This window comes from Avibacterium avium, assembly GCF_900454535.1.
Classification (GTDB): domain Bacteria; phylum Pseudomonadota; class Gammaproteobacteria; order Enterobacterales; family Pasteurellaceae; genus Avibacterium; species Avibacterium avium.
Map to the genome: position 1 here is coordinate 998,051 of NZ_UGSP01000001.1, position 12,128 is coordinate 1,010,178.

15 protein-coding genes are annotated in these 12,128 nt (G+C 38.4%); 11 read left to right on the forward strand and 4 right to left on the reverse strand.

Annotated elements, in window-relative coordinates; all coding sequences use genetic code 11:
• The first annotated feature begins 104 nt into the window (after positions 1-104).
• The 3 genes from DYC50_RS05005 to tldD all read left to right on the forward strand — a co-directional run bounded on the left by DYC50_RS05005 (position 105) and on the right by tldD (position 2,251).
• Positions 105-377, forward strand: a complete 273-nt coding sequence (locus DYC50_RS05005; RefSeq protein ID WP_103855606.1) for an AbrB/MazE/SpoVT family DNA-binding domain-containing protein — start codon at positions 105-107, stop codon at positions 375-377.
• Position 378: 1 nt separating this feature from the next.
• The gene (locus DYC50_RS05010; protein WP_115249250.1) at positions 379-732 is read left to right on the forward strand and encodes a type II toxin-antitoxin system PemK/MazF family toxin; all 354 of its coding nucleotides are present in this window, start codon (positions 379-381) and stop codon (positions 730-732) included.
• A gap of 70 nt (positions 733-802) precedes the next feature.
• Entirely contained in the window at positions 803-2,251 is a 1,449-nt protein-coding gene (tldD, locus tag DYC50_RS05015; protein WP_115249251.1) for a metalloprotease TldD, read from the forward strand.
• 45 nt (positions 2,252-2,296) lie between these two features.
• On the opposite strand, the gene DYC50_RS05020 is transcribed toward tldD, so the two are convergent.
• Complete coding sequence (locus DYC50_RS05020) at positions 2,297-2,647, reverse strand: helix-turn-helix domain-containing protein (protein ID WP_115249252.1); 351 nt, start codon at positions 2,645-2,647, stop codon at positions 2,297-2,299.
• Between the two features lie 215 nt (positions 2,648-2,862).
• Between DYC50_RS05020 and DYC50_RS05025 the strand changes: the two genes are divergently transcribed.
• The 8 genes from DYC50_RS05025 (at position 2,863) to DYC50_RS05060 (ending at position 9,383) form a co-directional block, all read left to right on the forward strand.
• Positions 2,863-3,777, forward strand: a complete 915-nt coding sequence (locus DYC50_RS05025) for a helix-turn-helix transcriptional regulator (protein ID WP_115249253.1) — start codon at positions 2,863-2,865, stop codon at positions 3,775-3,777.
• An 11-nt stretch (positions 3,778-3,788) separates the two neighbouring features.
• On the forward strand, positions 3,789-4,133 hold the full coding sequence (locus DYC50_RS05030) for a hypothetical protein (RefSeq protein ID WP_228516354.1): 345 nt from the start codon (positions 3,789-3,791) through the stop codon (positions 4,131-4,133).
• A 25-nt stretch (positions 4,134-4,158) separates the two neighbouring features.
• Positions 4,159-4,551 carry a hypothetical protein gene (locus DYC50_RS05035; RefSeq protein ID WP_245934866.1) on the forward strand — a complete coding sequence of 131 codons (393 nt, stop codon included), beginning with the start codon at positions 4,159-4,161 and terminating at the stop codon, positions 4,549-4,551.
• 34 nt (positions 4,552-4,585) lie between these two features.
• A complete protein-coding gene (locus DYC50_RS05040; RefSeq protein ID WP_115249254.1) occupies positions 4,586-4,972 on the forward strand; it encodes a DNA repair protein in 387 nt (128 codons plus the stop codon).
• 20 nt (positions 4,973-4,992) lie between these two features.
• Positions 4,993-6,072, forward strand: coding sequence for a chemotaxis protein (locus DYC50_RS05045; RefSeq protein ID WP_115249255.1), 1,080 nt, complete (start codon positions 4,993-4,995; stop codon positions 6,070-6,072).
• 44 nt (positions 6,073-6,116) lie between these two features.
• Positions 6,117-7,775, forward strand: a complete 1,659-nt coding sequence (locus DYC50_RS05050) for an ATPase (RefSeq protein WP_115249256.1) — start codon at positions 6,117-6,119, stop codon at positions 7,773-7,775.
• On the forward strand, positions 7,768-8,034 hold the full coding sequence (locus DYC50_RS05055) for a YkgJ family cysteine cluster protein (RefSeq protein ID WP_115249257.1): 267 nt from the start codon (positions 7,768-7,770) through the stop codon (positions 8,032-8,034). The genes DYC50_RS05050 and DYC50_RS05055 overlap by 8 nt, the downstream gene beginning before the upstream one ends.
• 146 nt (positions 8,035-8,180) lie before the next feature.
• On the forward strand, positions 8,181-9,383 hold the full coding sequence (locus DYC50_RS05060) for an aspartate aminotransferase family protein (RefSeq protein WP_115249258.1): 1,203 nt from the start codon (positions 8,181-8,183) through the stop codon (positions 9,381-9,383).
• A 50-nt stretch (positions 9,384-9,433) separates the two neighbouring features.
• Here the strand turns inward: DYC50_RS05060 and manA are convergent, their stop codons facing one another.
• The 3 genes from manA to DYC50_RS05075 form a co-directional block, all read right to left on the reverse strand.
• Positions 9,434-10,633: a mannose-6-phosphate isomerase, class I gene (gene manA / locus DYC50_RS05065; protein ID WP_172459069.1), complete on the reverse strand. Its 1,200-nt coding sequence runs from the start codon at positions 10,631-10,633 to the stop codon at positions 9,434-9,436.
• Between the two features lie 2 nt (positions 10,634-10,635).
• The gene (locus DYC50_RS05070) at positions 10,636-11,190 is read right to left on the reverse strand and encodes a DUF986 family protein (RefSeq protein ID WP_115249260.1); all 555 of its coding nucleotides are present in this window, start codon (positions 11,188-11,190) and stop codon (positions 10,636-10,638) included.
• Between the two features lie 94 nt (positions 11,191-11,284).
• On the reverse strand, positions 11,285-12,121 hold the full coding sequence (locus DYC50_RS05075) for a PTS mannose transporter subunit IID (RefSeq protein WP_115249261.1): 837 nt from the start codon (positions 12,119-12,121) through the stop codon (positions 11,285-11,287).
• Positions 12,122-12,128: the final 7 nt, after the last annotated feature.

Consider the following 12,128-nt stretch of genomic DNA (forward strand, 5'->3'; position numbering starts at 1 on the left):
CTGCGGAATCAGCATTCCTTTCTTGCACGATTTGATAAATTAGCGTAAATTATCAACGTATCATTTGATGATACATTAACTGTTTTGTGAAAGTGAGTAAAGCAATGAACATCAAAGTTGAAATCAAACAGTGGGGAAACAGTAAAGCCGTGCGTTTGCCAAAGGATTTTGCTGCTGCAATGAATTTAAACGCGGGAGATATGTTGGAATTTGCGCAAGTTGATGAACAAACCATCAAGGTTGTTGTGCTACCCAATCCAAGCAAGGTAAAGAAAAAAAGATTAAGCCTTGCGGAACGTATCGCAATGACATCGCATAAAACGTTGCCTGCTTGTGATGAATGGGATTCCATTGAACCTGTGGGAGGAGAAGTTTAATATGGTAAAATCGCCCTTTGATCGTGGTGATATTATCTCGGTGTGTTTAAATCCGACTGTTGGAAAAGAAATTCAAGGAGAACGCAGACCTGCGTTAGTGCTGAGTAGTCGTGCTTTTCATCAATTGGGTTTTATGAAAATTGCGCCGATTACACAAGGTAACGCGGAAATGGCAAGAGAAAATGGCTTTGCTGTTGCCTTAAGCGGTACAGGCTGTAAAACGCAAGGTATTATTCTAGCTTATCAAACAAGAACCATTGATTTTAGACATCGAGATGCGAAGAAATTAGAATCTGCACCAGATTACATTGTGTCAGAAGTGCAAGATATTGTGGAATCCATACTCAGAGATTAATGTTATGGTTTAAGCTGTTAGCTTGACTAACAGCTTTTTTATTTTTAATGATGATTAAAACGAGAAAACAATGCTAAATAAAGTAACCCAATCCCTACTTGCGCCGAGTCAGTTGGCAACGCAAGATTTAATGAATGTGTTTAACCTAATGGATCACCGCAATATTGATTATGCGGATTTATATTTCCAGCTTAGCCAAGATGAAAGTTGGGTGTTAGAAGACGGTATTATCAAAGAAGGCGGCTTCCATATTGATCGTGGTGTGGGCGTGCGTGCGGTGAGTGGTGAGAAAACTGGCTTTGCTTATGCGGATCAAATCAACTTGGCGAGTTTGCAACAATGTGCCAATGCGGTAAAAGGCATTGCCCAGCCTTCACAGCAAAGCTTTATTTTGCCACAGCGATTTATGCCTGTTTCTGCGGTGCAACGCTATGTAGCGATTAATCCATTGGAAAGCCTCAGTAAAGAAAAGAAAATTGAATTATTACATTTGGTGGATCGCACTGCGCGTTCGGCTGATCCCCGTGTAACCAAAGTATCCGCTAGCTTAAGTGCAATTTATGAAGAAGTGTTGATTGCCGCCACTGATGGCACATTAGCCGCGGATATTCGCCCTTTAGTGCGTTTGTCTATTTCTGTTTTGGTGGAAGAAGATGGCAAGCGTGAGCGTGGTGGAGCAGGCTGCGGCGGACGCTTTGGATTAGATTGGTTCTTTGAGATAGACAACGGCGAAATGCGCGCAGTGGCGTTTGCCAAAGAAGCGGTGCGACAAGCTTTGGTGAATCTTAATGCAATCCCAGCACCTGCTGGATTAATGCCTGTTGTGCTTGGTGCTGGCTGGCCGGGCGTGCTGTTGCACGAAGCGGTCGGACACGGCTTAGAAGGGGATTTCAATCGTAAAGAAAGTTCCTTATTTACAGGCAAAGTGGGCGAGCTGGTAACTTCACCGCTTTGCACCATTGTTGATGACGGCACATTGCCAAATCGCCGCGGCTCGCTCACTATTGATGATGAAGGCGTGCCAAGCCAATGTAACGTATTGATTAAAGACGGTATTTTGCAAGGCTATATGCAAGATAAAATGAATGGGCGCTTGATGGGCGTTGCGCCTACGGGCAATGGACGCCGTGAAAGTTATGCCCATCTGCCAATGCCAAGAATGACCAATACTTATATGCTTGCAGGAAAAAGCAAATTTGACGATTTGATTGCTTCCGTAGATCGTGGCATTTTTGCACCGCACTTTGGGGGCGGCCAAGTGGACATTACTTCAGGAAAATTCGTATTCTCAAGCTCTGAGGCCTATCTAATCGAAAATGGCAAAATCACCAAACCAGTCAAAGGCGCAACCCTTATCGGTAGCGGAATTGACGTGATGCAAAATATCTCAATGGTAGCCGACAGCGTAGAAATCGACCACGGCATCGGCGTATGTGGCAAAGAAGGCCAAAGCGTACCCGTTGGGGTCGGCCAGCCCGCATTGAAGATTGAAGAAATTACGGTGGGTGGGACGAGTTAGTCATATTTTTCAAAGTAATTAGCCTCTATTTTTAGAGGCTATTTTTTATTCTTCTTTATGCGCTTTCCATTTCACCATTCGTTCGACTAAATTGAGTAATTCTGCGCGTTCATAGCCATCTAATCCTTTTAATAATTGTTCTAATTGTCTGGCTTGATCCATAGAACGATTGCTACTATTTGTTAATAAATCTGCAATTTCACAGTGAAATATTTCAGATAATTCTAATAAACGTAAAATATTTGGAACTGATTTCCCACGCTCCATTCGAGAAACTGCATCATTGCTAATTTCCAAAATTTCTGCCAATTGCGCTTGAGTTAATCCTACTGCTTGGCGGTATTTTGCTATGGCTTGTCCTACATTGAGTAGTAGCTGCTTATTCTTATCCAGCATTATTTTCTCCCTTAAAAGAGAGAAATAATAGATATTGACTTCCATTCATAAATAGCACAATATACTTATACTAGATGTTAAAAGTCTAATTTGGGGGCGGAAAAATAATTTACAAAAAAATAAAAAAATTTTTAGCTCGACACAACCTGACGTAAGTCTTACTTAAAACTTATTTACAATAGCTTTCAATCAATAACCAAACCGATTTCTAAGTTATGACAAAAAGTAGTAGAACCAATCAGTTAGCTCAACGTATCAGTGCATTGCTTGTTGATCTCAATATGGGAAAGCGTGTTGATATTAATCAGCTAGCAGAACGTTTTGAAGTTTCTATCCGCACTTTACAGCGTGATATTAATGAGCGATTAGATTTTCTCCCTTGGGAAGAACTTGGCCCAAGATTTTACAAATTAAATCGCCAAAAGTTAGATATTTTAACGGAAGAAGACATTCAGCGCTTTGCCCTCTTTGCCAGTATTTCCAATCTTTTCCCGAGTGTTGATAAAGCCTTTTATCAAGAAAAACTCACGCAATCAGTACAAGTAAAAGGCTTTCAATATGAAGATATTTCACATCTGAAAGCTCAATTTGATTTACTTAATCAAGCCATTCACGAAAATAAGTTTGTTTCATTCAAATATAAAAAACTCTCTACCAACCAAAGTGCTTTTTACCAAATTGCCCCTTATTTACTCACGAATAAGAATGGCATTTGGTATCTGATTGGCACGGATAGCAATCAGAATGATAAACAAAAAACTTTCTGTTTTACGCAAATTTCTCAGCTTGAAGTACTGTCAGAGAATTTTATTCCAAATCAACAATTTATTGAGCAAATTAAAAGCAGCGATTCCCTTTCTCACGGTAATGTGATTAATGAGGTAGTCATTCAGGTTTCCGCCTTTGCAGCACCATTTTTCTTACGCCGTAATTTATTGCCAAATCAAAAGCTATTACACAAGTTAGAAAACGGTGAATTGTTATTGGCTTCAGAAAATGTCAATCCTCTAGATATTCTGCCTATTGTGCAATATTGGATTCCACATCTCTCTATTATCAGCCCACAAAACCTGCAGGGAGAATTGCAAAATAATTTGGTGCAGTATTTGAATAAGATGGAAAGTAAATAGGAGTAAGGAAAATGCAACTGACGTTAATTGATTCCGATGAATTAGATGTTTGGATAGTGAAATATTATCTTGCGGGTAGAAGAAGTTTTTCAATGAAAACAGAAGATGTAATAAAAGATACATTACGTCTTGAGAGGTTTATAAAAATGATGGGGTTCACCTATCGAGTTTATACCGAGGGTATTGATGTTGTGACAATATATGGTGTTGATAAATTAATTGATAAAGCCAAAGCTATTGGTGTACCGATACACAATATTGAAAATTATGATCCTGATTATGAAATTGGTAAAGATTTTATAAATGGTTTAGTTAATATTCGTTATAAGAAAAAGGATTCTTTTGATTACCTTTAATATATTAAATCTATAGGAGAAAATTATGATAGTTGATTTCAATGATATAACCTCACTAACGAGAGAACAATTTATTGATAAATATTCTTATCGAACATTTAGCTGTTGGGAGATTTCAACTAGTTTTTTACAAAGGCTTATTGAATATAGAATGAATTTTTCTATTAACACGTCTAATGTGATTGAAGATGCGAGAATAGTTGAAGCTTTCATAGAGCGAAATGGTTTTACGTGTCGTGTTTATACTGAAAATAGGGCGGCAGGTATGGGCGCGGCTTTATTCTCTGGTGTTGGAACTGTTATTGGTGCAGCCACTGCTATAGGTATTGCTGCACATAATTTAGCAACCTACAACCCAGATTTTGAGGTTGGTAAAAACTTACTTGATAAAAAAATTAACGTAACATACAAGAAATAATTCACTACAACTCAATAAACAATAGGAGAACAAAATGTTTGTACAAAATCTAACCTTAGAACAGCAAGGTGCACTTATTTATTTAGCTAAAGAAGTTGCTCAGGCTGATGGCTATGCTGATGAATTACAAGCAGGTATGGTAGAAATTCTAAAACAACAGTCTGAAACTGGCGTGGCAGAAAGAGAAATTTCTATTAATGAGCTTGGTACATTATTCAACACAAAATTAGCAAAATATTCTTTATTATTAGAATTACTTGGTGTCGCACTTTCTAATGATGAATATCACGCGAATGAACAAAGTCTTATTGTTCAGTATGCTTCTAGTTTAAATGTATCGCAAGATGAATTACATCTGCTCGAAAAATGGGTTGAAAAACAATTTGCATTACAAAAAGAAATTAATGCATTACTAGCTTAATTAATAAGGAGAAAATTATTATGCCATTACCATTTATTTTAGCTGGAGCAGCGGTTGCAGCTGTAGCAGCAGGAGCCAAAAAAGGCTATGACGGCTATCAAGATAGTTCAAAAGCAGATGATATTATTGATAGAGAAAAACGCCGTTATGAGAATGTCGAGGAAAACTTTAAAGAACAAGAGAAATCAATGGGGAAATCTCTTGATAAATTAGGTCAATTACAATTATCTATTGGCGAAAATTTTTCCAAATTTGATACTCTCGCGAAATCCTTACTGGAAAAGCTCTCTCAATATCAAGAAACCAAAGATTTGCAAATCAATATTCCTAAACATCAATTAGATAAAATTCAAGGTGTTGCTTTGTCTGCTACTGTCTATTTAGGACAGATAGCTGGTTCTGCTGCGATGGGGGCTGGTGCAGCTTACGCCGTGTATGGTGGAGTGATGGCATTAGCAGCTGCTTCTACAGGCACACCGATTGCAGCTCTTTCTGGTGCTGCTGCCTATAATGCAACAATGGCAGCAATTGGAGGAGGTTCTCTTGCTGCTGGTGGATTAGGTATGGCTGGTGGTGCGGCTATTTTAAGCGGTGTCGTTGCTGCACCAATTGCATTAGTAGCTGGTTTTGCTTATGCAAATCACGCAGAGAAGAAACTTGAAAATGCAAAAGAATATAGTTATGCCGTTAATCAAGCTATTTTAAGTATGGAGTCTGCTAACCAGTATTTTGAAGACACTCAATATTATGTTAATAAAATCTATGATGAACTTAGCAGAGTATATAAAATATTTAAACGATATTTTCAAGATTTAAAAAATATGGATACTTTGGTTCGTAACGGTGCGGACGTGACAGCTATTGGTGAACCGATTATTCGAATTACTCAGAATGGTTATGCTCTAGCTTCTATCTTGACAGATGTCATTACAACACCATTATTTAAAGCGAAAAAACAAGATAATGGCGAATTAGTCAAAGATGAAAATAATACTATTGTATTTAAAACAGATAGTAAGGGAATGAAAATCATCAATAAAATAGAAATTGATGAAAGCCTTGCAAAATCCAAAGATAGCTCAACAAAATTTGAAGCATAAATAATAAAAGGCGAGAAATATCTCGCCTTTTTAGGAGATAACAGATGACAAGCATTGCAGCAGACAAGCCAGAATTTGATTGGGCTGGTGAATTAGAAAAAACAGTAGTAAATTCATTAGTAACAACGTTTGGATTAGATTTTTTACTTTTTGAAGATAAACAGGGAGGGGATGTTGATACAATAAATAATGCTCGCCAAGGTGTTTATGCTACTGAAGAAGCTAAAAATGCCTATGAAAATAGAGAAGCCTATGATTCTCATGCTTATCATTCAGATAAACGTTATATAGAAAAAGGTAGGGCGGATAAGGCATTGCAAGAACAAGGAAAATTAGATGATGCTTACCGAGCAGGGAAAAAATTAGATAATAAGAAAGGAATCCGACAATTAGATCATACGATTTCAGGTAAAGAAATTTCTAATGATGCAGGACGTGTTTTAGCAGGGTTGACTGGAGTTGATTTAGCTAACCAAGAAAGCAATTTAAATTCTACACATTGGTATGTCAATAACTTGAAAAGAGATCATAGTGTAGAAAAGTTTGTTAATGAAATTATACCCAAAAAATCTGCAGAATTAGAAAAATTAATTCAAAAGAAAGAGCAAGAACTTGCTAAAATGCCAACCTCAACGCCACAAGAGCGTCATAAAAAAGATCTTGCCCGCAATGAGTTAGAGCAAAGTAAAGCCAAAAAGAAAGTACTTGATGATGTATTAGAAAATAAAGAAAAAATCATTGAAGCAGATCAAAAGGCACGCAAGGCATATAATCAACAAATTAATTTAAAATACTATACAAGTGCTACGTTCTTTAAATCAACTGCGGTAGCCGCAGGTAAAAAAGGATTTCAAATGGGAGCTCGCCAAGCCTTAGGTTTGATTCTCGCTGAAGTTTGGTTTGAATTAAGAGAGCGTATCCCAGAAATTTATCAAGAATTAAAACAAAATTTTACTATTGCTAAGTTTTTAGAAAAAATTGCGGTATCGTTAGAAAATATTTTTAATCGAGTAAAAAAACGATTTAAAGATATTATTTCTGCTTTTAAAGATGGTGCTCTTTCGGGGATACTTGGCAGTATTAGTACAACGGTGATGAATATTTTCCTTGTTTCAGAAAAAATAGTTGTTAAGCTTATTCGCGAAATGTGGAATAGCCTTGTTAGTGTGATTAAATTAATTGCATTTAATCCTGATAAATTAGATACCAAAATGTTGTTTAAAAGTGTATTAAAACTGCTTGGTGCAGGCTTGGCAACTGCCTTGGGGGCAATGTTAAACGCACACTTAGCAAGTATGCTTGTATTCCCTATGGGCGATTTAATTAGTGCATTCTTAAGTGCTTTAGCTACGGGAGTTATGACATTAGCATTTGGATACTTCATTGAAAATGGGCTTTCTTTGCAATTTATATGGGACATAATTAATTCATATAAACAAAAATACGAAGTAATGATCAATCATATGAAAGAAATTAATGCGGAGCTTGATCGTTATTTACTACGATGGGCAGAGATTGAATTTAATCTTAAACCTGATGAAATTATGATTTTTGCCGACAGCTTAGAAGCCTGTAACTCTGAATTAGAACGGTCACTTGTTTTAAAACAAGAAATCGAACGACGAAATATTGATTTACCTTTTGACCTAGGTGATGTAGAAAGTGCTAGAAAATGGTTAGCTAGCTTAGCAAAAAATGCATAATTTAACACAATTCCCTTGTGATGCTTGTGGCAAATGTTGTCGCCGAGTCAATTTAAGTGAGCAAACTCGCTTTTTAGATCGTGGTGATGGTGTTTGCCATCATTTTAATGAAAGAACAAATCTTTGTAGTATCTACCAAAATAGGCCTCTTGTCTGCCGAGTAAAAGATTATTACTTAGCACATCTTTCTAATCAATATTCTTGGGAAGAATTTGTTCGTTTAAATATTGAAGTTTGTGAAATATTGAAGAAAGGATAAGCTTTTCTTATTATTTATAGCATTCTTGATTGTGAAGTGAGCTAGTACAGAATTGATAACCTGATTGATTTTATATTCAAGATAATTGATTAATTATTCATTTTAAACTATGCTATCCTCACTTTTGGAAAATTTAAGGATCGCAAATGAGTGCTTATAACAGACAAACCTTTGATGAAGTGATGATACAAAATTATGCGCCCGCAGAGTTTATTCCAGTGAAAGGGAAGGGGAGCAGAGTTTGGGATCAGCAAGGGCGAGAATATATTGATTTCACAAGCGGTATTGCGGTGAATGCGTTGGGGCATTGTCCTGATGAGATTGTGGCGGTGCTGAAGGAGCAAGGGGAAACGCTGTGGCATTCTAGCAACTGGTTTACCAGTGAGCCAACCTTGCAATTAGCCACAAAATTGGTGCAGAAAACCTTTGCGGATCGGGTGATGTTTGTTAATTCAGGTGCTGAAGCTAACGAGGCTGCGTTGAAATTGGCTAGGCGTTATGCAGTAGATCATTTTGGCACGCAGAAAAGCAAAATTATTGCCTTTAAGCAAAGTTTTCACGGGCGTACATTATTCACGGTGAGCGTAGGTGGGCAAGCGAAATATTCTGATGGCTTTGGGCCGAAACCTGCGGATATTATCCACGTTCCTTTTAACGATCTTGCAGCGGTAAAAGCCGTGATTGATGACCATACTTGTGCTGTGATTGTTGAGCCGATTCAAGGCGAAAGTGGTGTAAAACCTGCTGATCCGGCATTCTTACAGGGGTTACGTCAGCTTTGTGATGAAAACAATGCCTCGTTGATTTTTGATGAAGTGCAAACGGGTTTGTCGCGCACTGGCTATCTTTATGCTTATATGAAATATGGCGTTGTGCCTGATATTCTGACTTCTGCCAAAGCATTGGGCAATGGCTTTCCAATTGGTGCAATGCTCACCACCCATGAGATTGCGAAAAGTTTTTCTGTTGGTGTGCACGGCACGACTTTTGGGGGAAATCCTCTTGCTTGTGCAGTGGCATCAAAAGTTGTGGATATACTTTCTGATACTAAATTCTTAGCAAAAATCCACCGCACTTCTGAATTATTTATGCAGAAATTGGCTGAGCTAAATCAGGCGTTGAATTTATTTAGCGAAATTCGTGGAGAGGGCTTGTTGATTGGCGCAGAGCTAAATACGAATTATCAAGGAAAAGCCAGCGAATTTGTGAAAAGTGCGGCTAAAAATGGACTAATGATTTTAGTTGCAGGCCCTGATGTCTTGCGTTTCGCCCCTGCGTTGAATATTAGCGATGAAGAATTGCAAGAAGGGTTTGTGCGCTTAGAAAAAACTTTAAGAGAAATGGTTTAGGTAAAAATAGGCTCTGGGATAAGAGCCTATTTGATATTCAATAAAGGTTTTTAAGGCAACTTCGCAATCACCGCATACCCATCTTCAATTCCTTCTATTAAATAGTCAGAATCTGCACTGATAAATGCCGATTGACCTTGCTTTAAAGAAAGTGCGGTGGAATTTTCGCTGATTTTTAGCTCGCCGCGCATTACCAATAAAATCTCGGCACTTTGTGCGTGTAAGCGGAGTTGCTCATCTTGTTGATAGCTTACTTGGGTGAGGGCGAAATCTTTTGCCGGTGTTTGATAAGTGAATACTGGCTCGTTTTTTGGTGCAACAGGGATAATTTGTGGCACAACTTCTCGGCAGTCTATCACTTTCAAGAGTTCAGCAATATCAACGTGTTTTGGCGTTAAGCCGCCGCGGATAACGTTGTCGGAGCAGGCCATTAATTCGATATTTTGCCCGCGTAAATAGGCGTGCGGAATGCCCGCATCTTGGAAAATACCTTCACCTTTTTTGAGATGGACAATGTTAAATAAGTAAAAACAAATCAGCCCCGCGTCTAATTTTTCAGTTGGGATTTTCATTGCCTCGATGGCATAAAGCACCCAATAATCAGGATTTTCAAGGCTAAGCTGATTTTGTGCATAAGCACTTTGATTGGCTTGAATAATTGGATTGAGCCACGCCGCAAGGGCTTGCTGGTCGGCTTGCATAATGTCGGCATAAAAATCTGCTAAGGATTGTTGTGCAAGTTTTTCTGCAAGCGGGGCGAGAGAAGGGCGCGCTTGCAAGGTTTGCAGAATGGCTTGCTTGGTTTTGAATCCGTGCAATAACCAAAAATCAGACAAGGCAATCATCATTTCAGGTTTGTGATTGTTGTCTTTGTAAGTTCTTTTTGGATCGTTTAAGGCAATGCCTAGGGCATTTTCTCTTGCAAAGCCAGCTTCAGCTTGTGCTTTCGTTGGGTGAAGCTGAATAGAAAGGGGCAGTTTTACATCTAAAATTTTCAGCAAATAAGGCAAGTTGTCGCCAAATTGCGTTCGGCTTGTTTCCCCAAGTGCGGTGGGATTTTTCGCTAAAAATGCGTTTAGTGGCTCAGAGGTGCTGTTTTCTTCAATGATTGATGGGGCAGAGCTGTGATCCCCTAGCCACCATTCGGCATAATATTGATTTTGTTCGGCTGGAATGCCGAGAAACTCAGGTAAAAATTGGTGTCCGCCCCAGACATAATGCTGGAGCTGACCATTTAATGGGTAAAGCATTGTTATTTTCCTTTTTTATTGGTTTTTTCGCTTTTGTTCGCCGTGGATTTTTGTTTCGCTTGTTGCTTGGCTTGTTCTAGGGCGTTTTGATCTTGCGAAATGCGACCGCTATCGGTGAGATATTGTAGAATTTTTTCCACATCTTTAGGATTTTCAGCAACTAAAGGCACGGCTTTGCGGTTTTTTAACACTAATTGCAAAAAGCCATTTTCACCAATATTAATGGTATTGATGTAAGCATATTGCAAATAAAGATTATTTAAGAAAAAGCCGTCTTTTTTCAAAATAAACACAGGGTAGCGGATAAAGAAATGATAAATCATTAAAATACCAAACATTACCAATAAAAACATTGTGTAAGGTTCGATACCTTGTGGCAATGCTTGATAAATAGCAACACCAACCAATGCGAGCATAATAATGCCTTCGATTTTCGATTTACGGCGTAAACGCACTTTTAAGATGGTTTCACCAAAGCGTTTTTCCATTAGGAATTGATCGTAGAAAGCATATAAAAAATAAAGAATGATAAAAACTAATAAAGCGGTATTGATCATAGCAACGTCCGTATTCTGATTAGACAAAAAATAAACTCTCCGCGAAAGTTCGGGGAGAGTTTAATTTTAGCATTATTCTGCGTTTAAGTAACGATTAAGCAAGAATACCGGTTGCTGCACCGATGATACCGATGATGAAAATGCCCACGATAATCCATAACGCATTGACGCGGTTGCGTAATAACCACATACACGCAAAGGTGAATAGCAATGGTAATAAACCCGGCATTAAGCTATCAAGGATAGATTGCACGGTGGTCACTTCAATCGTACCGTCTTGTTTTTCAATGGTGGAAACCACTAGTGGCACATTAATGCTTGTCCATTTTTGCACTAACGCCCCCATTATGAATAGACCGAGAATTGATGCCCCTTCAGTGAGTTTTTGCAATAAGCCCCCACTCATATCTTGCACCACATCAAGCCCTTTCTTATAGCCGTAAACTACGCCGTAATAACGGGTTGCTAAACGGACAAGATTAAACAAGACGAAGAATAATAATGGGCCAAGGATACTTCCGCTTAATGCTAAGCCTGCACCAAGTGCCGCGAAAACAGGACGAGCTGTTCCCCAGAAAATTGGATCACCTACACCCGCTAGCGGCCCCATTAAACCCACTTTGATCCCATTGATTGCCGCATCATCAATTTCTTTCCCATTTGCACGTTCTTCTTCCATTGCGATGGTTACACCAAGCACAGGCGCGGCCACGAAAGGTTGCGTGTTAAAGAACTCTAAATGGCGTTTGATTGCATCTTTACGTTCTTGAGAATTTGGATCTGGGTATAAACGCTTGATAACAGGCACTATTGAGTAAGCAAAGCCAAGGGCTTGCATACGCTCAAAGTTCCAAGAACCTTGGAAAAGGTTAGAACGCATTACTACTTTATTTAAATCACTTTGGGTTACTTTTTTCATTTCAGTTGTCATTTTTCTT

Excerpts from the sequence above, each read along its gene's own strand:
- tldD (WP_115249251.1), top strand. The coding sequence starts at position 803 with ATGCTAAATAAAGTAACCCAATCCCTACTTGCGCCGAGTCAGTTGGCA.
- DYC50_RS05050 (WP_115249256.1), top strand. The coding sequence starts at position 6,117 with ATGACAAGCATTGCAGCAGACAAGCCAGAATTTGATTGGGCTGGTGAA.
- DYC50_RS05035 (WP_245934866.1), top strand. The coding sequence starts at position 4,159 with ATGATAGTTGATTTCAATGATATAACCTCACTAACGAGAGAACAATTT.
- DYC50_RS05025 (WP_115249253.1), top strand. The coding sequence starts at position 2,863 with ATGACAAAAAGTAGTAGAACCAATCAGTTAGCTCAACGTATCAGTGCA.
- DYC50_RS05030 (WP_228516354.1), top strand. The coding sequence starts at position 3,789 with ATGCAACTGACGTTAATTGATTCCGATGAATTAGATGTTTGGATAGTG.
- DYC50_RS05070 (WP_115249260.1), bottom strand. The coding sequence starts at position 11,190 with ATGATCAATACCGCTTTATTAGTTTTTATCATTCTTTATTTTTTATAT.
- DYC50_RS05040 (WP_115249254.1), top strand. The coding sequence starts at position 4,586 with ATGTTTGTACAAAATCTAACCTTAGAACAGCAAGGTGCACTTATTTAT.
- DYC50_RS05055 (WP_115249257.1), top strand. The coding sequence starts at position 7,768 with ATGCATAATTTAACACAATTCCCTTGTGATGCTTGTGGCAAATGTTGT.
- DYC50_RS05010 (WP_115249250.1), top strand. The coding sequence starts at position 379 with ATGGTAAAATCGCCCTTTGATCGTGGTGATATTATCTCGGTGTGTTTA.
- DYC50_RS05005 (WP_103855606.1), top strand. The coding sequence starts at position 105 with ATGAACATCAAAGTTGAAATCAAACAGTGGGGAAACAGTAAAGCCGTG.
- DYC50_RS05060 (WP_115249258.1), top strand. The coding sequence starts at position 8,181 with ATGAGTGCTTATAACAGACAAACCTTTGATGAAGTGATGATACAAAAT.
- DYC50_RS05045 (WP_115249255.1), top strand. The coding sequence starts at position 4,993 with ATGCCATTACCATTTATTTTAGCTGGAGCAGCGGTTGCAGCTGTAGCA.
- DYC50_RS05075 (WP_115249261.1), bottom strand. The coding sequence starts at position 12,121 with ATGACAACTGAAATGAAAAAAGTAACCCAAAGTGATTTAAATAAAGTA.
- DYC50_RS05020 (WP_115249252.1), bottom strand. The coding sequence starts at position 2,647 with ATGCTGGATAAGAATAAGCAGCTACTACTCAATGTAGGACAAGCCATA.
- manA (WP_172459069.1), bottom strand. The coding sequence starts at position 10,633 with ATGCTTTACCCATTAAATGGTCAGCTCCAGCATTATGTCTGGGGCGGA.